Source organism: Nocardia spumae (genome assembly GCF_020733635.1).
GTDB lineage: Bacteria > Actinomycetota > Actinomycetes > Mycobacteriales > Mycobacteriaceae > Nocardia > Nocardia spumae.
Genome location: NZ_JAJFZL010000001.1, coordinates 4,292,214 through 4,311,560 on the forward strand (window position 1 = coordinate 4,292,214; position 19,347 = coordinate 4,311,560).

General features: G+C 64.3%; 21 protein-coding genes. 1 reads left to right on the forward strand and 20 read right to left on the reverse strand.

Annotated features, from left to right (window positions below; genetic code table 11):
• Positions 1-60: 60 nt before the first annotated feature.
• The 16 genes from LKD76_RS19220 to LKD76_RS19295 all read right to left on the reverse strand — a co-directional run bounded on the left by LKD76_RS19220 (position 61) and on the right by LKD76_RS19295 (position 11,039).
• Positions 61-495: a hypothetical protein gene (locus LKD76_RS19220; RefSeq protein WP_227982704.1), complete on the reverse strand. Its 435-nt coding sequence runs from the start codon at positions 493-495 to the stop codon at positions 61-63.
• A 1-nt stretch (position 496) separates the two neighbouring features.
• Positions 497-1,198, reverse strand: coding sequence for a DUF2786 domain-containing protein (locus LKD76_RS19225; RefSeq protein ID WP_227982705.1), 702 nt, complete (start codon positions 1,196-1,198; stop codon positions 497-499).
• 124 nt (positions 1,199-1,322) lie between these two features.
• A complete protein-coding gene (locus LKD76_RS19230) occupies positions 1,323-2,642 on the reverse strand; it encodes a coiled-coil domain-containing protein (protein WP_227982706.1) in 1,320 nt (439 codons plus the stop codon).
• Positions 2,643-2,687: 45 nt separating this feature from the next.
• Positions 2,688-3,266, reverse strand: a complete 579-nt coding sequence (locus LKD76_RS19235; protein ID WP_227982707.1) for a hypothetical protein — start codon at positions 3,264-3,266, stop codon at positions 2,688-2,690.
• Complete coding sequence (locus LKD76_RS19240; protein WP_227982708.1) at positions 3,263-5,470, reverse strand: hypothetical protein; 2,208 nt, start codon at positions 5,468-5,470, stop codon at positions 3,263-3,265. The genes LKD76_RS19235 and LKD76_RS19240 overlap by 4 nt, the downstream gene beginning before the upstream one ends.
• On the reverse strand, positions 5,467-6,267 hold the full coding sequence (locus LKD76_RS19245) for a hypothetical protein (RefSeq protein ID WP_227982709.1): 801 nt from the start codon (positions 6,265-6,267) through the stop codon (positions 5,467-5,469). Before LKD76_RS19245 ends, LKD76_RS19240 begins: the two co-directional genes overlap by 4 nt.
• Positions 6,264-7,043, reverse strand: coding sequence for a helix-turn-helix domain-containing protein (locus LKD76_RS19250; protein WP_227982710.1), 780 nt, complete (start codon positions 7,041-7,043; stop codon positions 6,264-6,266). Before LKD76_RS19250 ends, LKD76_RS19245 begins: the two co-directional genes overlap by 4 nt.
• Before the next feature lie 104 nt (positions 7,044-7,147).
• On the reverse strand, positions 7,148-8,176 hold the full coding sequence (locus tag LKD76_RS19255; RefSeq protein WP_227982711.1) for a hypothetical protein: 1,029 nt from the start codon (positions 8,174-8,176) through the stop codon (positions 7,148-7,150).
• Complete coding sequence (locus LKD76_RS19260; RefSeq protein WP_227982712.1) at positions 8,173-8,910, reverse strand: DNA cytosine methyltransferase; 738 nt, start codon at positions 8,908-8,910, stop codon at positions 8,173-8,175. Before LKD76_RS19260 ends, LKD76_RS19255 begins: the two co-directional genes overlap by 4 nt.
• Positions 8,907-9,212, reverse strand: coding sequence for a hypothetical protein (locus LKD76_RS19265; protein WP_227982713.1), 306 nt, complete (start codon positions 9,210-9,212; stop codon positions 8,907-8,909). Before LKD76_RS19265 ends, LKD76_RS19260 begins: the two co-directional genes overlap by 4 nt.
• Positions 9,209-9,718 carry a hypothetical protein gene (locus LKD76_RS19270; protein ID WP_227982714.1) on the reverse strand — a complete coding sequence of 170 codons (510 nt, stop codon included), beginning with the start codon at positions 9,716-9,718 and terminating at the stop codon, positions 9,209-9,211. Before LKD76_RS19270 ends, LKD76_RS19265 begins: the two co-directional genes overlap by 4 nt.
• Complete coding sequence (locus LKD76_RS19275; protein ID WP_227982715.1) at positions 9,715-10,074, reverse strand: hypothetical protein; 360 nt, start codon at positions 10,072-10,074, stop codon at positions 9,715-9,717. The genes LKD76_RS19270 and LKD76_RS19275 overlap by 4 nt, the downstream gene beginning before the upstream one ends.
• The gene (locus LKD76_RS19280) at positions 10,071-10,388 is read right to left on the reverse strand and encodes a hypothetical protein (protein ID WP_227982716.1); all 318 of its coding nucleotides are present in this window, start codon (positions 10,386-10,388) and stop codon (positions 10,071-10,073) included. The genes LKD76_RS19275 and LKD76_RS19280 overlap by 4 nt, the downstream gene beginning before the upstream one ends.
• The gene (locus tag LKD76_RS19285; RefSeq protein WP_227982717.1) at positions 10,385-10,537 is read right to left on the reverse strand and encodes a hypothetical protein; all 153 of its coding nucleotides are present in this window, start codon (positions 10,535-10,537) and stop codon (positions 10,385-10,387) included. Before LKD76_RS19285 ends, LKD76_RS19280 begins: the two co-directional genes overlap by 4 nt.
• Complete coding sequence (locus LKD76_RS19290) at positions 10,534-10,839, reverse strand: hypothetical protein (RefSeq protein ID WP_227982718.1); 306 nt, start codon at positions 10,837-10,839, stop codon at positions 10,534-10,536. Before LKD76_RS19290 ends, LKD76_RS19285 begins: the two co-directional genes overlap by 4 nt.
• The gene (locus LKD76_RS19295) at positions 10,839-11,039 is read right to left on the reverse strand and encodes a hypothetical protein (protein ID WP_227982719.1); all 201 of its coding nucleotides are present in this window, start codon (positions 11,037-11,039) and stop codon (positions 10,839-10,841) included. The genes LKD76_RS19290 and LKD76_RS19295 overlap by 1 nt, the downstream gene beginning before the upstream one ends.
• A gap of 348 nt (positions 11,040-11,387) precedes the next feature.
• Here LKD76_RS19295 and LKD76_RS19300 point away from each other — a divergent pair, with 348 nt between their 5' ends.
• Positions 11,388-11,609 (forward strand): hypothetical protein, encoded by a 222-nt coding sequence (locus LKD76_RS19300; RefSeq protein WP_227982720.1) that lies wholly within the window; start codon positions 11,388-11,390, stop codon positions 11,607-11,609.
• On the opposite strand, the gene LKD76_RS19305 is transcribed toward LKD76_RS19300, so the two are convergent.
• The 4 genes from LKD76_RS19305 to LKD76_RS19320 all read right to left on the reverse strand — a co-directional run bounded on the left by LKD76_RS19305 (position 11,606) and on the right by LKD76_RS19320 (position 19,268).
• Positions 11,606-12,517 carry an NAD-dependent epimerase/dehydratase family protein gene (locus LKD76_RS19305; RefSeq protein WP_227982721.1) on the reverse strand — a complete coding sequence of 304 codons (912 nt, stop codon included), beginning with the start codon at positions 12,515-12,517 and terminating at the stop codon, positions 11,606-11,608. The two genes, LKD76_RS19300 and LKD76_RS19305, sit on opposite strands and share 4 nt — an antisense overlap.
• Positions 12,518-12,532: 15 nt before the next feature.
• Positions 12,533-13,915 (reverse strand): helix-turn-helix domain-containing protein, encoded by a 1,383-nt coding sequence (locus LKD76_RS19310; RefSeq protein WP_227982722.1) that lies wholly within the window; start codon positions 13,913-13,915, stop codon positions 12,533-12,535.
• Positions 13,916-14,352: 437 nt separating this feature from the next.
• Complete coding sequence (locus LKD76_RS19315; protein ID WP_227982723.1) at positions 14,353-17,214, reverse strand: DUF4365 domain-containing protein; 2,862 nt, start codon at positions 17,212-17,214, stop codon at positions 14,353-14,355.
• A gap of 1,064 nt (positions 17,215-18,278) precedes the next feature.
• Positions 18,279-19,268 carry a site-specific integrase gene (locus tag LKD76_RS19320; protein WP_227982724.1) on the reverse strand — a complete coding sequence of 330 codons (990 nt, stop codon included), beginning with the start codon at positions 19,266-19,268 and terminating at the stop codon, positions 18,279-18,281.
• Between the last annotated feature and the right edge of the window lie 79 nt (positions 19,269-19,347).

Below are 19,347 nucleotides of genomic sequence, written 5' to 3' on the forward strand. Positions count from 1 at the left end.
TGATCTGGGGGGGCGTAACGGGCGTGGTGGGAATTGGTCTGGTGGAATCGGCCCGGCCGGCTACAGGTCCAGCTCGAATGGGTTGGAGCTGAAACGGGATTCGGGGTATTCCAGACTGTTTCGGGTGCCGTCGTGTACGACCTGTCCGTCGATTTCGGTGTAGCCGGCGGAGATGCGGCGCATGTGGGGGATCCGGTCGAACGCGAGGTCGGTGGCCTGTTCCAGGCTGCGCTCGTACACGGTGGCGGGGTAGGTGGGATCGGTGGCGCGCAACAGGTCTCGTTCCCTGAGCATGTCTTGGGGCGCGTGGCGGTACTGCCGGTCGAGGCCGGACAGGTCGCGCCAGTGTTCGGCGTGGGGTCCGCGCTGCCAGTGGCGGTCGATCTCGGTGCGTTCGAGTTCGATGTTGAGGTCGAGCTCGGAATCGGTGCTGGGTTCGAGTGCGGTGTAGCGGACGAAGTCGGCGCGCATGGCCTGTTCGTGTTCGGAGTGCATGTCAGCAGGCCTCCTGGTCGATCGGGGGCTGGTAGCTGGCGGTGTAGAGCTTGGGGGCGGAGAAGTTCGGGGCTGGTGGTTCGCCGAGTCCCTCGTACCGGATCCGGACCTTGCCGCCGACGACGGTGCGGGTGGCGCCGGCGTCCATGCACGCGCCGATCAGGGCGTCGGCGATGCCGGTGCGGACCCAGACCTTCCGCAGTCCCTGCCCGTAGGGCTTGGTGGTGCCGTCGGTCTGCACGATCAGGATCGGGACCATGCGTTCGTTGCCGTTGGCATCGAGTTTCGGTGCGCGGGTGCGGTAATCGAGATCGGGCTCTTCCTCGATGGCGACGATGACGCCCTCGATCTGCGTGCCGGGCTCGCTGTTGCGGTTGAACGCGGCGCGGGTACGGGGTGTGAACGCCTTGCTCATCGTGGTGTCGCCCGCGGGCCGGGCCGGCTTGGTCTTGGTTGCGGTGCTGGTCATGGTGGTGGTCCTCCTCGCGTTCGTGGGGGTGGATTGCTGTGTGCCGCGGGGCCGCGCCCGATCGGGGCGCGGTGTCTCGGCGGTGGTCTGGTGGTGGTCGATGAGCGGGAGCCCGTGCGCTGCGGCGAGTTCGTTGGCCTTGGCGTAGAACAGCAGGGCCTCGGGGGTGCCTTTGACGCTGTCGGCGTGGGCTCGGAGCTTGGTGACTTTGTCGCGGGCCTGGTCGGGTGTCACTGCTGCGGGCCTCCGATCGTTGTGTGGGTGGCGGGCTCGGTGACCGGCACCGGGTGGGTTAACCGATGGTGGGCTCCGGTGGCCGGGTTGCTGTTTCGGCCCGCGAGGGCCTGATCGGGGTCCGTCATCGGTCGAGCCCGTTGAGTACCGGTTTGGTGATGACCGGGCCGTGGAAGATCGGCTGCGCGGGGCGCGGCATCGCCGCTGCGGGACCGTCGGCGGTCGGCGACTGCTGCCGGTCCAGGTCGTGATCGGCGAATTTGCTTGTCAGCTCGGTGTTCTCGGTACGGAGCTGCTCGTTCTCGGTGCGGGCCTGGTGCAGTTCGGCGCGCAGCTGATCGATTTCGCTGACCGGGCCGTGATCGTTGTCGATCTGCCATCCGGCGACCTCGTCGATGACCGCGTTCCGCTGCCCGATGGCGTGGTAGATCGGCGACTGGGTCCCGGCGTCGCCGATCTGGACGGTCAGATCGGCTTTGTCAGGCCAGCCGTACGAATCGTCGGCGAGCTGGTCCAGAGCCCACTCATGCCCCTCGGGGAGGCTGGTGAACTCGGCTCGTTTCGCCAGTTCCGGGTGCGTGCGCACCATCTCGGCGGTGCCGACGACCACCTCGTAATAGCGCGTCGGTTCACGCTCCGGTTCCTGCTGGGGTGCCGCGGCCTCGGCAGCCGGTTCCGGCTGCTGCGTGGGCTCGAACCGCTCCTGGTAGCTCGGCTCGGCGTTGGAGTCGATGAGCCGATCCGCCACCGGGCCCGCGGTGGCCGCGAAGGCGAAGGCGCCCCGAGCCGAATTGTGCAGCGGGCCTTGATCGATGGTCGGCCGCTCCGACATCGTGAACGGCGATTGGTAGGTGCGCTGTTGGGCTGCCCATACGGCGCGTTCGCGGTGCAGCTGCTCCCACTGCTGAAGCTGGCGCCGTTCGGTCGGGCCGGCGAGACCGGCGCGCAGCCTGGTCAATCCGTCGCGTGCTCGGGCACGCAGGGTGTCCAGGCCGAAGGTCGGCCGGAACACCGGGCGGACCGGGTGGCGCGGGTAGGCGTGGACGGTGGCCAGCGAGGTCACGGCCTGACCGCGTTCGGTCGCGGTGAGATGCTGGGAGGCGTAGATGCGGGTTTCGATCCGCTGCCGGGCGGTGTCGAGCTCGCGCTGGCGATCGAACCAGGTGTCAGGGGTGTCCCACGCGCGGATCTGCTGTTCGTTGAGCAGTCGCCACCGGTATTCGACCAAGCTGGCGGTCAGCCGCCGGCGCTCTTGGGAGTGGGCGAACATGGTTTGGTGAGCGTCGGCCTTGACCAGTGCGTTGATCTCGCGCCGCACACTGCGCGGCACGCGGGTGGCGCTGGGATTCATGGTCCGCCAGGAGGCAAGAACGTGGTTGACCCGGCGGGCCAGCCCGGAAACTTCGTTCACGATCTGGTCGGTCTCGGATGTGTTGTCAGGCATAGGGTTTGGTCCTCCTCTGTTCGATGGGTTCGATGGGAAACTCGGTTACCAGCGGGCCCGCTTGGCGCGGGCGAACTGGCGGAGGTTGGGGCGGCCGTGGGTGGTCCACACGCTGTGACCGGTCCAGCCGACGCCGTAGATGAACCAGGCGATACCGACCGCGGCGCCGACGGCGAAGAACGCGATCACGGTGATCGCGACGACCACCACACCGGTGGCCGCCGGACGCCACCAGAACGCGATGACCGCCCGCCACCGCAGCGCGGCGGCAACCCACGGATCGTCCAGGTCGTCCTCGGCGTCACCGGCCGGCAACGCCGCGGTGTCGCTGGTATCGAGGTCCGGCACCGCGGCCAGATGACGTGCCCGGCGTTCGGGGGTGTTCTTGGGCATGGCGTCGGGGAACATCGCGTACAGCTGTCCGATACTGGGGGTTTCGACATCGAGGCGCGCACCGTCGGCCGGTGTGGGTGCTTCGATCGCTCTCTCGGGGACGGGTTCGGTGTGGTCGGGTTCGATGGGTTCGGGCAGCATTTCGGGGTCCTCCTTTGCCTGCTGGTCCTGGGATTTGTCTGACTGGTCGTCGGGCTCGTCGTGGTCGCCGAAGTCCTTGGCGGGGCTCACGCGGGCGCTCCGCGGCCGTGGATCAACGCGCCACCGGCACGCCGCCACCGGCCCTGCTTCGCGGTGGTGTGTTTGGTGCTCGGCTGCATCGGGCGCAGCGGGATCGTGTCGGGATCCAGCGGGGTGATCCGGCCCCAGGTCGCGGTGCCGCGGTTGACGTAGACGCAGTCACCGGGTTCGAGGCGCCGCAACAGATTCGGGTCGATGAGCAGGGCGTCCTGCATGCGGACCTGGCCCTCGTCGCCGTGGCGGTCCTTCATCGTGTGCCGCGACGGTTCCAGTGCCCGGCGGGTGCCGTAGAGGGTGACGACGTCGTCGGGACCTTCCATGCCGAAGCACAGCAGTCCACCGGACCAGGCCTTCATGAGCTGTTTGGCGTCGCGGTCGGTGCCGGCCAGCGATTCGAACGAGTGCGCGCCGACGATGCACGCCACGCCCTGCGATCGCAGTGCCTCGCACGCGTCGGTAAGGCTGGCGCCCTCGGACACTCGGGAGAATTCGTCGATGGTGAAGGTGATCTCGCAGCCATGCGGGGTCGAAGCGACCTGTTCGACCAGCTTGATCACGGCTTTGGCCTGCGAGATCGCGACACTCTTCTGTGCGGTGCCCGGAACGGTGATGAACCAGTAGTCCTTGTCCAGCAGATCGAACGGTCCGTCGAACACCCCGTCCAGCTCACGGAACAGGTTGTCGAAACGCGCGGTCTCGGCCGGCAGGACCGGCTGCTTGCCGTCGTTCGCGGCGACGATCGCGTTCAGCTCCGCCCGGTGCGCCGGTTTATCCGGGAAGACGAAATGCCCGTCACCGTTGAATTCACCGCCCCACGCGTGCCACAGCCACGCCGGGTCGAACCGCGACATGAACTCCTTCGAGTTGGCCGGCGGGTTCTCGCTCGGCCCCTTCCCCGTGTCCGGGCCGGGGGCATCGACGATCAAGTGCACCAGCGAGATACGGAGTTCTTCGTAGAACTTCTGCGCCGAATCACTGGCCTTCGCCGTCGGCGCCAGGTCCTCGATGACGTGCCGCAACGGGCCGGGCTTCAGCGCCCAGATGTTGAGTTTGTCGGCCGGGACCATCGCGATCCGCGACGGATGCACGCCACCGGCGAGCAGCGCCGCTTTCAGATCGGCGTAGGTGACCAGGTCCTCGATGCCGCCCTTGCAGGACAGAAAGACGCTCACCGCGCGTTTGGGCTTGATCCCCAACGCCTTCCGCGTCGCCGCTGGCATACCCGCGGCGGCCAGATAGCGTTCGTGGCTGGCGAAGTGCGAGGCCACCGACAACCGGCACTCACCTGTGGTCTTGCCCGAACCGGGACCGCCCAGGATCCCGACGTGCTTGCGGACCGCGGCATGCGGAATCGTCAGCAAGGTGTCGGTGGTCGAGCGAAGTTGCCCGGCAACGGATTTGCGATGCTGGCTCACCGTGGTGGCCTGCCGTCCGAGCACGATGGCGCGGCGGCCCCGCCCGCGGCCGGTGACCGTGGTCAACGGTGTGGCGCGGCCTGCCAACGCGCGGGCGGCGTTGAACTTGGCGTCGATCTCGCGGCGCTGCGCACGCTCGGTAGCGGGAATGTCCTTCTTGCCGACGGTGTGGAGCTGGTTGCGATTGCGCGCCCACCACCACGTCGCCGCCGCCAGGGCGACCGGGATGCCGGTGACGCTCATGTCCAGCATGGCCGGCAGCCAATCGGACTCGACCGCGAGCGCGGTGCCGTGGGCGAACAACTCCAGCGGCGCCCACGGCGACGTGCCGACCACCGCGGTGGTCGCGGGCAGGATCAACGAGGCCGTCGCGTAGTTGCGCAGCCGCGCCGGCTCCCACCCCATGCGCCGCGCCTGATAGATCGCCGCCGCGGTCATCGCGCCGGTGACACCGACTCCGACACTGGCATCGGCGAGAAACGCGCCCAAGTGATGCACCCATTCGTTACCCGGGTGCAGCGACGGATCGTGGGTGTTCATGAAGTGCAGCAACCCCGGCTCTTTCGTCTGCTCACCGTGCTGGGGCGTCACCTCGAACACCGGATGCTGCGCGGGCGCCGGCGCGTTTCCGCAGTCCTGCGGAGTGATCAGCGGCTGGCAATCGCCCGCCGGCGCGGGGACGGCCTGCTGCGGTGCCGGTGCGGTGGCCGCGTCGCAGTCGTGCGGGGTGATGATCGGCTGGCACTGGGTCGGTGCGGGGATTCTGTCGAACGTGGTCATGCGGTGCCCTCCCGTCTGGCTGCGGGCAGATCGATCGAGCGGTGCGCGATGACGTCGGCCAGCGACCGCAAACGGATGTCGGGACGGGCCGGGATCCGGCCCGCGTGGATGAGGTCTTCGATCACGCCGATCAGCGCGCGACTGATCTGCTCGGTGCCGTAGACGTAGAGCAGGCCGGCGTCGATCGCGGCGGCCTGCTTGTAGGCGTCGACCACCGTGGTGGCCAGCCGCTTCTTCGTGGGCCGCTTCAGCGTCAGCTCGACCTCGACGGCCAGCCAGCGCCCGTGGTGCAGATACCGGCCGTCGTGCACATGCGCACGCCCGAATCCGGCCTTGCGTGGTACGAGACCGCCGCGGTCGATGACCATCAACCCGCCGGGGCGCTGCCCGGCCGCGATCGCGGCATCGCGCAGCAGATTCCGTTCGGGCACCCACAGTGATTCGTCCAGTCCGCACAGCGCGGCCCGCACCCGGGAGACGGCCAGTTTGTGAGTGATGTTGGTACCGGTCGGATTCCACGGCGACACTGCGTGATCGAGGCGCTCGGCAGCCACGGTCGGCCACGGCCAGATCACCGTCACATCCCGATCAGCGTTGTCCGGGCGGATCGACACCGACCGCAGCACGCCGAAACCGTCACGCCACCGCTCGATCAGCGTGTAGGTGCGGGAACGCTCAGTGCCGCACGCCAATTGCACGGCGGCGAAGTCGAGACACCACTGCTGGCAGGCGAAACGGGTGACCTGTTCGTCGCGGTCGGTCCACTGCAATCGCGGGTTCGGCTTGGGACGTGTCATCGGTCCAGCCCCCAATCCATGTCGGGCCGGTCGGTAGCGCCGGCTGAGGTGGTGGTTTGAGCGAGCGAGAACCGCCGATCACGCACGACCGTGCGTGTCGTGGTGTGCAGCTGCTCGGCGATCTGCGGCGCCGACCGCCCCTGAGCGGTGAGTTCGGCGACCTGAGCGCGACGCTCGCGCCGCAGCTCCTTGCTCGTCCGCGGTTGCCATCCGCCACGAACCGCACGTGCATCGGGGTCGTCGAGCGCGTCTTCGTCCCACTCGAACGGCAGCGCCCAGCCACGCTCACGGCCATACGCACGCGCCCGATCCGACGGCCCCGGCGTCAACTGCAACCGGTCGAACAGCGCTTTGATGTCGCGGTCACGCCCGGCCGGCAGAGATTGCCCGGTGTGGCTGTCGGGCAGCACACGCTCGGTCAGCGCGGCTATCGTGGTGTGATTGGGCTTGATCCCCAGTTCATTGGCCAGATGGCTCTGCGGATACCCGTAGGCGATCAGTGCCTGAATCCGCCGCCGCGCCCCGGTGATCGGCACCAACGCCGTGTCCGCGGCGACGTCGCCGACCCGTTCGGGCACCTCGACCGCCAGAATCGCCTGCTCGGTCTTCGCGCTGATGTGCGTAGTTTCCGGGCGGGCAAGGTTGGACATCGTCGCCTGGCTGACCCCGGCCAGCTCCGCCACGTGCTTCGGCTTGAGTCCGGCCGCGAACAGCTGCTCGACGTGCGCACGAGCACTATCGGGCGTGACGCGCGGTTGCCAACGGCCGTACGCCATTTGGCGGCGCCGGTGCCGGCTGTACGCGGCCTTGCACATCCCGTGGCCTTGATCGCCCGGTCGGCCGCAACCACAGCTGCACATCGGATGAGCGTCGGAGCGCGTCATCGGTCCAACCCCCAATCCATCTGCGGACGCGCCATATTCGGGCGGCGTGGAACATTGACCGCGGGAACCTGACGTGGTCCGGTGCTTCGCCCGGCCGGGCCTTCGCGGTAGAGGGCGAGCTGATCGGCCGGGATGCGGGTGAGTTCGTTGATGTCGTGGCCGGCGTCGAAGTGGTCCGACAGGTCCTTGCCGGTCGCGGCCTGCATCACCTCGACGCGCCCACCGATCCCCTGCAGGCGGTCGTGCACGCTGATCGCGTGGTCGAACCCGGGGCCATCGCGGTCGGCGACGATGACCACGTGCCGGGCGCCGCGAAGCTGCTCGGCGTGCTCGGGCCGGAACTTGCCCGCACCACCCGCGTTGCAGGTGGCCGGGTACCCGGCGGTGATCGCACGATCGACGTCCTTCTCGCCCTCGCACACCAGAATCGGGTGACCCTGCTCGATCGCCCACGCCACGATCGGCGCCTGATACAGCACCGGCTTGAACCCACCCGACACCCACGTGCGGTCGGAGGTATCCCAGCGGCGCTGATAGAAGCCCTTCTCGATGCCGTGCTCGTGCGGGGTCTCGGTCCGGACCACCTGCCCGACAGGCTCATTCGCCGCGGTCGTGTAGGTGTAGGTCGCCACCCGCCGCCGTTGCCCGGTCACAGCACCCAGATCATGCGAAGGCTGCTGCGGCCGCGGACGGCGAACCGGATTCGGCGCTGCGGCCGGCCGGCGCTGCTGCCCGGCCCGCTGCCCGTTGCGGCCACGCTCGGGCAGGTGATCGAACAGATCACGCACCCGAATGTGTGCGGCCTCCAGTACTTCTTCCTGCGGGCATCCGGCGAAACAATTGACGATCGTCTTCTCTCGACGTGGGTCGTACTTCACTCCCAGCGACGGCGAGGAGTCCTCGTGCGCCGGGCAACGGAACTTCGTCCACTGCCCGGAGTTGCTCGACGCCTCGACGGTGACCTGTCGCAACGCGTCCACTACGCGGTCGAACGACGCACCGTGGGAATGGTCATGGGCGTTCATCGGTCCACCCCCCAATCCAGCTCCATCTGCCCGCTGGGAGTGGTGTCGGCGCCGGTGATCTGGTCGTACAGCTGCTGGCCCAGGTGTTCGGTGTAGGCCGGTGGGATGGCTTCGGCGAGTTCGCCGCGCACATCGGTCCAGTCGATGCCCATGGCTTTCTGCCACTGCGGCACGCTGCCCTTACCGCCCCCGGACCCGTACACCGCCACATACGGGCCCGCGTGCAGTTCACCGTGGCGATAGCCGCCCACCCGCCCCCGGTGGGCGGGATGGTCAGGCCGAGTCACCGACCATCGGTCGACCTCGAAGTACCGGTGGCGGATCACCCCGAGCCCGAACATCTCCCCGCACAGGGTCACGTCACGGCGAATTCTGGCGCCGGGCACGTTCTCGATGACGGTCGGCACGCGCAGCCGTGCCAGCGCGACGCGCGTGGCTGGGATCAGCTGCGGATACTTGTCTGCCAGGGCCTGATTCGTCCCGGTGGTCAGTGCGCACGACGCCTGGCACGGCGGGGATGCGTGGACTGCGTCGAACTCCGTGCCGTGGGCGGCGACGAATTCCAGGGCGTCACCGCGGTGGAACTCGAACGGATAGTTGGGCTGATCGACGATATCGACACCGACGACGTCGAACCCGGCCCGGTGGTAGCCCATCGCGGCACCACCGGCCTTGCAGAACAGGTCCAGCAACCGCGGCCGCGTCGACCCGCTTCGGAATGACAACTTGGTCATAGCGGCATCACCTGCACGGCGTCTTCGAAGCTGGTCAGCCGGGCTCGGCAATGACGGGCTCCGCACCGGATGGTCCGGTACGCATCGAAGGTGTCCCGGAGATCGGTCAAACAGCTATCGCAGGCGAAAACGACTGTGCTGCAGCACAAGGTCGTCACAATCCAGCACACCGGATTTTCGCAGGGACGTCGGTCTGCCAGCAACTCGCACTCGGGGAGAAGGTCGTCTGTGAACAGCCCCGCGAGCGCGTCCTGCTCGACGTTCTGCGCGTAATCGAGGATCTGTGAACGCGACTGGGTCATCGGTCCACCCCCCGGTCCTGCTCCAGAAATGCACCGGATCCGAGCCACTGGCCGGGCACCCGCCCTGGAGTACGCACGGTGGGCGGTGTCGGCGCGTCGACCGAGACGAGCCGATCGGCGGTCTCCGGATGCCGGGCCGCCGCGCTGGCGAGGTGCGGGATCTGCTGCGCCGGCGTGGGAATCGAGGTCTTCTGGGCTTCCGCCTCCGAGGCGCGGACCAGCTTGACCGCCTCACGCGGGTCGACCCCGATACCGAGCGCCAGCGTCTTGATCTGCGGCCAATCGCGCCGGGCGTACGCCCGTACCCGGTGGGTGTTCGACAGGCGTGCGACCACCAAGGCGTCGCGGGCTTCCTCCGCGGTCAGGTCATTGCGGCCGGGCAGCCACGACACCTGCCAGCCCTGCTCGCCGAGTGTGGCGGTGTGCGGCAGATCGTCGAAGCTCATCCGGTTCGGCGCCACACGTACGCCGGCCGCCCTGGCGGCGTGAGTCAGACGAGTGTTCACCGGTCCAACCCCCAATCCCGCTCCACAGCGGTCGGATTCGAGGTCTTCTCGACCGTCGGCGTCGTGGTGCGGATGAGGCCGATCGCCTCGTTCACGGTCAATCCGAGCGTGCTGGCCCATTCGCGGGCTTCCAGCCGATCGGGTGCGACTGCCAACCGCATGCCGGCGCGTGCCTGATCGGGCGTGAACTGACGGCCAGGAAGACCGGTGAAGGCCCATTTGCCGTCACCGACGTCCATCGCGCGGTGCTCGGTCGCCTCCGATCGCATGACACCGTGGTCGACGGTGATCGAAGGAATCGCCGGTGCCGCGGCGCGCGCCCACTCGGCCGGTCCCCATGACTTCGGCAGCTTCATCGCGTCGTCACCCCCTGCGGGGCACCGCATTCGGCGGGCACGACGGCGACCGATCCGGTGCCCGGCTGCGGGCAGACCACGACGGTCGGTTGCTGGTTCCCGTGCCGGTCGAGCAGTAGAACCGCGGCGTAGAACCCCGCCGCGAACGTCAACGCCAGCACCAACAGCGCCGCGCGCTGCCGCGCGGTCAGCATCGGTGCCCGGCGGGAACGGCCGCTCGTGGGCAGTCCGCCGCCGATCCAGGAATCTCCGATACCGAACGGCTCACCGGTCTTGCGATCGAAGGTGTAGTAATAGCGGTCCGTGGTGCTCATCGCCGCGCCCCCGATCGCCGCGGGCGGCGTCGCCAGCCAGCCCACAGAACCACCAGGAACACCACGGCGAGAACGGTGCTCGGCGAGACGAGGAACAGCAGGACCGCGAGAACGAACAGGATGCTCAGGAACTCCGTTGCCAGCCTCACGCCGCATCACCGCCAGCGGGCAACTCCAGCACCTGCGCGACCTCGACGGCCTGGGCAGCCTGCATGTCGGCGATGCCGGCATCGAGCAAATCGCGCATCAGGATCGCCTGATCGAGCGTCAGCTGCATCGACATGTCGCTGCAGGTCCCGGGCTCGACCGCAACGACCAACCTGTCGATGCTTTCGGCGTACCGGACCTTGAACGAGCCGCGGACGCTGGTGGTGACAAAGACGCCGTCAACGTCCTCTTGGTGTCCGTACTTATTGATTTGGGAAACGTGGGCTCCCATGAAGTCCCGCATCACGCCACCTCGATCCGGCGGCTCACGCGGGCGACCTTGCGCATCGTGCGCAACTGATCGGCGCGCCACGCGCGCTCCTCGGGCGACAGCAGACCGTCCGGGTCCACCGCTCGCTCCAAGCGATTCAGGGAGGCAGGCCGGGCGTTGCCGCGGCGTGCACGGGAGACAGATTTGGCCTTCAGGCCAGATACACTGGACATGCTTCAGGGACCTTTCGTCCTGGAAGTGGGAAAATTGCTGAAGCGGCTGGAACCGCTTTGGTGCTTGGCTCCCCGGTAGCTGGAACTGCCGGGGAGTTCTCATTTGTCGGCTCAAGCAGAATCGCTGGAACGATCTGTCCGGCCGAACGCCGTTGAGGCGGAAGCTCGAATCAAAGTTGTTTGTACAAGCCCCTTTCCGTGAGCTAGCGCGTGCTTATACGTATAGCGTGATCTGAGACGACGCCAAACGGTGTGACAATCCGTCACACCCTGGTCACGGTGGCTAGCCACCTCCAATATTACCGCACTAGTGGACGAATGGCTAGCCACCGTGACATGCTTTTATCTATGCCGAGCAAGCATCTGAATCCAGCCCGGGTCTACCGGCCGGACCCGGAGCTGTACCAGCGCGCCCAGGCGGCGGTTGAACAGGTCGGTTCGAATATGAACGCCCACGTGATCGCTTTCCTGAGCTGGCTGGCCGGCGACACGAATGAGTTACCGCCTAGGCCGGACTCGTCGGATGACCGGCGAAGCGGCTCCGACCGGGCGACGCCAAAGCGAGACTAGAGAACCGCGGCGCTCGCAGACCAAGCGTCCTGCACAATCTCCTCGATGCTGGAACGCATTGGCTCCCAACCGATTTCTGCGGCTGCCTTGGATGGATCCATGACCAGCACTGCTGGTTCGCGAGCGGGAGGACGGTACTCAAGCGGAATCTGGTTACCAACGACTCGCTCGACGGCGGTCACGACATCCATGACGCTGGTACCGCGACCGCTACCGATGTTGTACCGGGCCGTTCGGCCAGCTGCGGGAATATGCTCAATACACGCCACGAAGGCGTCGGCCACATCGTGAATATGCAGGTAGTCGCGAACAGCGGAACCATCGCCGTTGACGGACAGGGGAGTGTGCCTCGCCGCGGCCGTCAGTGCGCGTGGCAGCAATCGAGTCGGGTCGGGATCAACTCCCCCGGCTACGTTGGAAACCCGGGCGATGACGCCAGCGAGTTCGCCACCGCTGGCTTGGGCCTCGATCACAAGTTCGGCCGCAAGTTTGGTGCTTGCGTAGGGATGAGGGGGCGCATCAGGGAGCTGCTCGTTCATTGGTTGACGTTCCGGCGCTCCGTAGATTGACCCGGTCGACGCGAACACTATCCGCCCGACCCCGCTGGCATTCATTGCATCCAGGAGAGCAATCGTCCCACCGACGTTCGCCCGGACGTATCGTGCGGCCTCGGCAAATGAATCTCGGGCGCGCGTCAGCCCTGCCAGATGGCATACGGCATCGACACCATCTAGCGCTCGCCTCAGGGAGTCGACGTCAAGCAGATCTGCCGACCGCACGTCCGCTGCTCCAGCGATGTCGGCGCCGACGGATCGCACCATGGCCATTGGCTCGTGTCCGGCGGCATCCAGCGCGGAGACGACAGCTCGACCGACGTAGCCATTTGCTCCGGTGACCAGTACGCGCACCAGGCCATCATGACACTAGGGGAGCAATACGTGGCGGTACCGCCACGTCAACGCGACGCATGCAGCGGCGGCCGCGGCGAGCGGCTCGTGGTTCAGAACACGCCGGACATTGTCGGGCGTCCAACTGATTCCGACCGTGCCGGCCTCCGACGGGTAGATCTCACCCTCAGAGTTCTGCGACACCAGTCCTTCGAACGCAGCATCGAAAACCTCAGAGTCCATGACAACTGCTGTGAGGATCTCGCCCGCCGGCGCCAATGGATCCATACCCATTCCAAAGCACCATGCCTGAACCTTCCCGGAAGCACGGCCGTCGGTCAACGTCCGAAACGGCTCGATGTCGTAATCGACGGGCGTGCCACTACTTCCGTCATGTTCCGGAGTGTCCAGAAACTCCTCGGAAAACTCACGAATCATGTTCCGCCACAGGCTGAAATCTCTCGATATATTCGCCTGCCCGATCGCTGCTGGTTGAAATACTCCCGCAGGAATGATGTGTGTCAGCCCGGCCGCGAGTGTCACCTGAGTCGAGCCGCGACGATGAAGGAAGAACGTATCTCCTTCGGGAGCACGTCTTATGGTCAGCGTATTGATACTCGGCAGGATTGGGCGACGCTCAGGGGTAAACAAGTCACCAATCCGGCGGCGGAACGGTAGGTCATCAAGGGTGAATCGTCCAGGCCCGCTGTGCGCTATCCACGCCGCGGCGGTCTCATGCGCGACGACCTCACATACATCCACCATGTCGAAGTACGTCGTCAACCCGAATGTCATCCGGCCGCCGAGCTCGTCGAACGATACGTCGAGCAATCGGTACGACGTTCGATTCTCGAACAGGGATGGACGGGCAATTGCCCTGATCGCTTGGCTGTATCGGTTGTACCGCAGTCCGTTCGTCCGAAGGGGCCTGCAATGCTCCGACTCGGGTTCGGTGCCGTCAAGCGCAGGCGGAGAAGCATCGTCCTGAAAATCAAGCTGTATAGCATCGAGATCAATCGGCGCTGGCGCCATCCAGCTCGGCCGAGTGATGCAAGTAGTACCTTCGATCGGCGTCACATCCCAGTACAGACGCGCGGCGGCGGCCGTCAGTTCGTGCCGGTTCCGGTTCAGGGTTTGTCGCACGAGTCGCCAGTCGGTGACCTCGTCTACGCGTTGGGCCTGGACGGTGTCGGGCAAGTCCGTGAGTCCGAAGGTCTCTGGAGGCAAGTCCATCGCATGTGCAAAGTGCCGGAGTTGCACAACATCACGGCAGACCCGGCTACCACTGAGATACTTCGAAACCAAGGTTCGATCGATGCCGAGCACGCGCGCCATTTCCTCATGCTTGGTCAACCCATGCGCTCGCATGTAGGCACGGATCACGTCCGGCAAGCGGGAATCGTGCACGGAATTCGACATACACCCCTCCTGGCACCCAACGGTGGCTATCCACCCAGGGTACTACCAAAGTGCTGAGCTGAGACCAACAATCGCCATTCCAGCGAAATCCACCTCCCGGTGCCGGTCCCTACTCGACCAACTTCTGACAGAACCCGGAAATCCGAAGTCTCCACGAACCTCACACTCACCCAGTGCCGGTTCTCCCTAGTCCAGTCTTCCTGTCCAGTCACTCTGTTCTCCCCTGTTGGCCCCGCCGACCAGCCCCATCCATCCCAACTGTCTGCCTGCCTGCCGCAAGGACACTAAATGCGCCCGCAGGGTGTGTTTAGTGTCCTTGCGGCAGGCAGGCAGACACCACCACGAAAACTGCTGGTCGGCGGGGCAAACAGGGGTGGACAGTGGCGTACGGACTATAGTCCGTACGCCACTGTCCACCCCACGGATCAGTTAGAAGTTCAGCTCGAAGCTTCCTGCTCGCGCCGGCCAAGCCCATCGAACGCCATCTTCCGTGCTGCGGAAGAGGTGTGATGGCTGAGCATTTCAAGGTGTGGAACCACCGTTTCCGACGGTTCGGTACCAGACAGTGCGGCCGCAACATACCTCGCGAGTAACGTCCCAGTATCTCTCGCCAGCAAGGTCTCCAACAGCAGACTGGATTCCGGAATAGCTACCCCTAACGTCACCCAGCGCGCTACGCACCACCCAACCTCTGCTCGAACATCAGCGACTGTGTCATCTGCCAGCACTGCAAAAAGGTCCAACTCCTCTGGATTGCGACGTCGTTCGATTATCCGAGCCAGAGTTTTCCGCTGTTCCGGCCCTGACGTAATAAGACTCCACTTTCGTACAGTGGAGACCGAACCGGGCCTGAATGCTTCTAGCACCTCCGTGGCTAGATGCTGAACGCCTGGCCAGCCGAGCAAGGAGACTCCTTCGCGAAGTTCTAGATTTCGAATAACCGCCTCCAGATCATTTTTAATTTCATCAGTCAATTTTTCTGAAACCTCTGTTAGCGCCGTCAGGGACCCTGATATATCTCGAGGATCGACCCGTGGATCGCTCAGCAGTTCTTTTATCGGATTCCAGTCAGCCCACTCCGGATGCCACGCATTGAGCAGAGTCAGAGCCCTGCCAAATCCTCTTCTGCCATTGGCGTAGGCATGCCTGCTCGCCTCGGTAATAATGTTTCGAATTCCCTCTCCTAGCGCCGTAATCTGCGCCGCAACTACATCACCCGGCAACGACGAAGCGCTATTAAGCGCTATGAGCGCTCTCCATGAGCCGCCGCGAGCGGCATCTAGCAGTTGCTCGCGGGCCTCCTCGTCGTTTTCAGCTAAGAGCGCCGAGAGCGCATTGTGTAATTCCCAATTATCGCCTTCTCTCGCATGTATCCCACTTCTATCTTGCGTAGTCCACGATCCGCTCGGAATCGCCCTAACCACGGCAGCGTAGGAGTGGGCATAGGCTTGATCGGACTGAGCGGGAAGGTTAACGATGTGTGCAACTACTTCACTGGCTACTACCTCGGACGTTGACGACACTAGCGCCGCCAACATCTTCAATACGTATATTCGCACAGCAAATGTCGGCTGAACCCTTTCACAATACTCTTCAGGGTCCTCCAGAATGCGCAGCGCCCACCTAGCGTATCGGTCGGCCTCATCTGCCTCAAGGATGTCGGCTGCGCACGTTATAAGTTTCAAGTCTGCGTTTGCAGAAGTGACCGTGGATTCATCCAGATCGACATCTCTTGAAGCATTTCTAGCTGCTAGCGCCGGTCCAGCCAAGACGATACGATTCAGGGCCAATTCAAGTGAATCCGAGTCGCCAGACCGCCGAAGATCTGTTAGCGCACCGGCTATTAAATCAACTGAACTGTCGCTATCTGATGACCCAAGGATATGTCGAGAGAGTAGTGAGAGTGCATGTCGCCATCCGCTCTGATCACCGGCGAAGCCAGACATGAGAGTGGCCGATCGCAGATGTAGCCATGCGGAGTTGCTGGACCCGAACTTGATGGACGACTTCAACGAGGCCGTGTTCGCCCAGTCCTCAAATCGCTCGCCGAAGTCGCTGCCCAGCCCCCAAGCGACCTGCTGGTTCCGCCACCAGCCAGCGAGGGTGTCTGAATCGGAGATCGCTTGGGCAAGGTTTCTTTCTCCCCAACCGCTCGTCGCGAAGATAAGCTCTGCTGCAGCGGCCGCAATCGCGGTACCTGTGGGATCATGCGATGAGGTGGCTCGAACACGCTGTACGTCAAGAGCAACGTCACGCGATTCTCTGATATTTCCTAGCTCGCGAAGGGCCCGCGCCTTCTGCACTCGTAGCCATGCGTTATCCATAGGCAACGATTTGTCCAAATCAAGAGCGGATTCCAATTCCACCAATGCCTGTTCGGACTGTCCATTCTCGATCAGCGCCGCCGCATAGACGACAACGGCAGCCGCATGCTGCTCAGGTCGATTAGCAAGCGCTCCGGGCGTAATACTAGCTTCTAGGAGCGGGGGGAACAGTTCCAAGGATCCCTGGTTTATGAAATCGTAGATCGCGGTAAACAACTTCCAGTCCCATTCGGGCAGTTGTCTAAGGATCTCGATGGAGCGGTAGGGCGACGTTTTTCCGGTCAACCTTTCGATATCTTGCGCGGATTGGAAACGGTTCATCCTGCATAGCGTCAACATCGCGATAGACTGAATAGCAGAGACCGTGTCGGGCTCTGAATTGGGGTGGGGAGCGACCAATCTCGGCGTTATTAGCGCATGACGCAACTCATCACGAGGAGAAATGTCATTAGCCTCACTCCAGGCGGAGCCTTCCCAGCCTGGCGAGCTTCGTTGGGTCGCCGCGGCCTCGACCAGCTTGTCGCGCATATCTTGACACACTGTTTGAGTTTTGGGCACCGTGAGTTTTCCAGCGCGCTCAGTCCACTCGACCGCATCCGTCGTCACATGCGCCCAATATGAAGTGCCGGTTTCAAGGTCATGTAAGACGACGAGGTGGACGACCGAATGGTTGAGCCAATAGTGAAAATGATCCCGCGATTCCCGAAAAACCCAACCCGTAACCTCACCAGTCTCGCTCGAACGGATAGGTTCTTTGAAATATTTCGACGTTCTAGAAGAATTCTCGCTGGTCTTCACTTGGGCACCGATCAGAAGACCCAGGTCGAATCTGCGATCGTCGCGCACCATTAGCCAGAGATCCGTACCCAAATCATGGTATGCGTTGTCAGTAACTCCCCATCCCAAGCTCTTGAATTGGCGCTCTACGGCACTTTGCCCTGTTGAGCCAATCCTTTCTTGTTCGCTCGCACGCATTTACGCTTCTCCTCTTCACCGGCAACCATCAGGTTTCACTCGGACAAACTGCAGCGTCACCTCATTGAGCAAGTCCCCCAACATGTTCGGAACGTTACACCGGCTCATCGCCTCGTTTGATCAGGAACCGCGGAAGCATGAACGATTGCTGCTCGACCGCCGAACGGGCTGAAGAAACCTGGCCTCGAGGTGACGCTGGGCCTGAGGTTATGCATTGATAGATGTTGCCTGACAGCCCTTTTGAGGTGCGGTGGCGCTGTACCGTGATTGCGTGGAAGAAGGTTCAACGCCAGTGTTCAGCGATTGGCGGCAGTCCCTACGAGCACTCACTTCGACCAGAGCAGCTGCCCAATCGTGGCGTCACACGCGGTACCAGTTCGCTCACCGGCTCGGGCAAGCTCTGGCCGGGATGGGAGAAAACGGCGAGCCTCCGATATCCGGCCACGTCGTGTACGGCGTGTGGCTGGAGTGGGGACTTCTGTACGTCGGACAAACTGGCGAAGCGGGTCGCCGGCTCCGAGACCTCGCGATCGGCGAAAGTCATCACCTGGCTAGCACATACCCGCCGGAGATCTGGAGCCGCGTTGCAGTGGTCTCCTGGCCTCGACTTCCCGAGGCGCAATCGATGATTGAGCAGTTCGGGGAGCAGGAAGTCAGTCTCGGCCTCGAACATCGTCTGCAGGCCGAACTCCGACCTCTGGCCAACGCATCACGCAGGAAACCCGATGGCAGTTGGCGGGCTGTCGACTGGTCGACTAGCCGATCGCGTGGAGCGGTTGTGGCCGAACACCTCGACGCACTGTTCGGTTCCGTTTTGAGCGTTTGGGATGCGACAGCTAGCTCGACAGAGTGCCGCGTCGTGTCACCAGCAGATCTACTGTAGCCGGTAACCACGAAGCTGGTCCCCACCGCGTGCACCCAGGAATCCTGGGGCCATTTTGGGGCCACACGTCGTCAGCAGCTCTGCACGGGCAGCACTTTCGTCGCGCCGTCCTTGGAAAGATTTCGCGCGTGACGTGCGCAAACGATATCAACAGGGAGCTGGGGGTCAAGTGGTCGCAGGTTCAAATCCTGTCAGCCCGACAGACAGAAAATCCCCTCTGACCTCGGTCGGAGGGGATTTTTCGTTGCCGGGCTATCCGGGGCCAATTTGGGGCCAACGCCGCTCTGCGGGTGCTGAGACAGCTTCTGACCGTCATCCCGGAAAGCCTCGATATCGGGATGCAGGTAACGCTGAGTGATGCGCGGATCGGTGTGGCCGGCGATCCGCTGCAGCCGGTGTAGCGGGACACCGGCATCGGCGAACAGGTGAGCCCTGTATGCCGCAGGTCGTGGCGGCGGAGGTGCTCGAAGCCGAGTCGGGCCACTACTCGGTCCCAGTTCGTTGTGTCCCGCAGGACCGCGGTTGCGATCCGTCCTCCTTGTGGCCCCAGCCGGGACCGTTTGCCTTTCGTACGCTTATCTTTCATCCCGCCCGGCCCCGGTGTTGTCTGGCGCCGGAGGGTCCGCACCCACTGCTCGGTGTCGATATCGCCCACTCGGCAACCCGAAACCTCGCCGATCCGCGGCGCGGTGCACGCGGCGAACACGACGGCGTCTCCCCAACCGCGATAATGACCGTGTGATGCCTCCACCAGTGCGTCAGCCAGCTGTTGCAGCGCTTCCCAGTTCGGCGGAGCCAGCGATCTCGGATCGTCGATCTCGTCCTCGTACTTGACGAGTTGACGCTGCCAACCGGTCACGTCGACGCGGTTGCGGTCGATCACCTCGTCTCCCACGGCCTGATTCAGCACTTGGGCCAGTGCCGCGAGGGTGTTCTTGATGGTCGATTCACCGCAGCCGGCCTCGATCCACTTCGTGACAGCTCGGTCGACCACCCCGGTTGTCACCATCGTGATCGGCAAATGTCCGAGCGACTTCACCACCCGCGATCGCCAGACCGCCCGATACGGATCCGGAGTCTTGGGCTCCACCCCACGCATCGCGTTGTCCCAGTGCGCATTTCCGTATTCGGCCAGGATCGATGTGGCGGTTTCTCGACCTGTTCGATCCACGCTCTGGCCTCCTCCTCGGTGGCGAACGATTCAGACGTCGAGTCACGGCGCTTCGCGACCGGATCGGTCCAAGGCACCC

What these genes read in the sequence shown, in the direction of transcription:
- LKD76_RS19220 (WP_227982704.1), bottom strand. Translation starts at nt 495, where the DNA reads ATGCACTCCGAACACGAACAGGCCATGCGCGCCGACTTCGTCCGCTAC.
- LKD76_RS19230 (WP_227982706.1), bottom strand. Translation starts at nt 2,642, where the DNA reads ATGCCTGACAACACATCCGAGACCGACCAGATCGTGAACGAAGTTTCC.
- LKD76_RS19240 (WP_227982708.1), bottom strand. Translation starts at nt 5,470, where the DNA reads ATGACCACGTTCGACAGAATCCCCGCACCGACCCAGTGCCAGCCGATC.
- LKD76_RS19245 (WP_227982709.1), bottom strand. Translation starts at nt 6,267, where the DNA reads ATGACACGTCCCAAGCCGAACCCGCGATTGCAGTGGACCGACCGCGAC.
- LKD76_RS19250 (WP_227982710.1), bottom strand. Translation starts at nt 7,043, where the DNA reads ATGGCGTACGGCCGTTGGCAACCGCGCGTCACGCCCGATAGTGCTCGT.
- LKD76_RS19255 (WP_227982711.1), bottom strand. Translation starts at nt 8,176, where the DNA reads ATGAACGCCCATGACCATTCCCACGGTGCGTCGTTCGACCGCGTAGTG.
- LKD76_RS19260 (WP_227982712.1), bottom strand. Translation starts at nt 8,910, where the DNA reads ATGACCAAGTTGTCATTCCGAAGCGGGTCGACGCGGCCGCGGTTGCTG.
- LKD76_RS19265 (WP_227982713.1), bottom strand. Translation starts at nt 9,212, where the DNA reads ATGACCCAGTCGCGTTCACAGATCCTCGATTACGCGCAGAACGTCGAG.
- LKD76_RS19275 (WP_227982715.1), bottom strand. Translation starts at nt 10,074, where the DNA reads ATGAAGCTGCCGAAGTCATGGGGACCGGCCGAGTGGGCGCGCGCCGCG.
- LKD76_RS19280 (WP_227982716.1), bottom strand. Translation starts at nt 10,388, where the DNA reads ATGAGCACCACGGACCGCTATTACTACACCTTCGATCGCAAGACCGGT.
- LKD76_RS19290 (WP_227982718.1), bottom strand. Translation starts at nt 10,839, where the DNA reads ATGCGGGACTTCATGGGAGCCCACGTTTCCCAAATCAATAAGTACGGA.
- LKD76_RS19295 (WP_227982719.1), bottom strand. Translation starts at nt 11,039, where the DNA reads ATGTCCAGTGTATCTGGCCTGAAGGCCAAATCTGTCTCCCGTGCACGC.
- LKD76_RS19300 (WP_227982720.1), top strand. Translation starts at nt 11,388, where the DNA reads ATGCCGAGCAAGCATCTGAATCCAGCCCGGGTCTACCGGCCGGACCCG.
- LKD76_RS19310 (WP_227982722.1), bottom strand. Translation starts at nt 13,915, where the DNA reads ATGTCGAATTCCGTGCACGATTCCCGCTTGCCGGACGTGATCCGTGCC.
- LKD76_RS19315 (WP_227982723.1), bottom strand. Translation starts at nt 17,214, where the DNA reads ATGCGTGCGAGCGAACAAGAAAGGATTGGCTCAACAGGGCAAAGTGCC.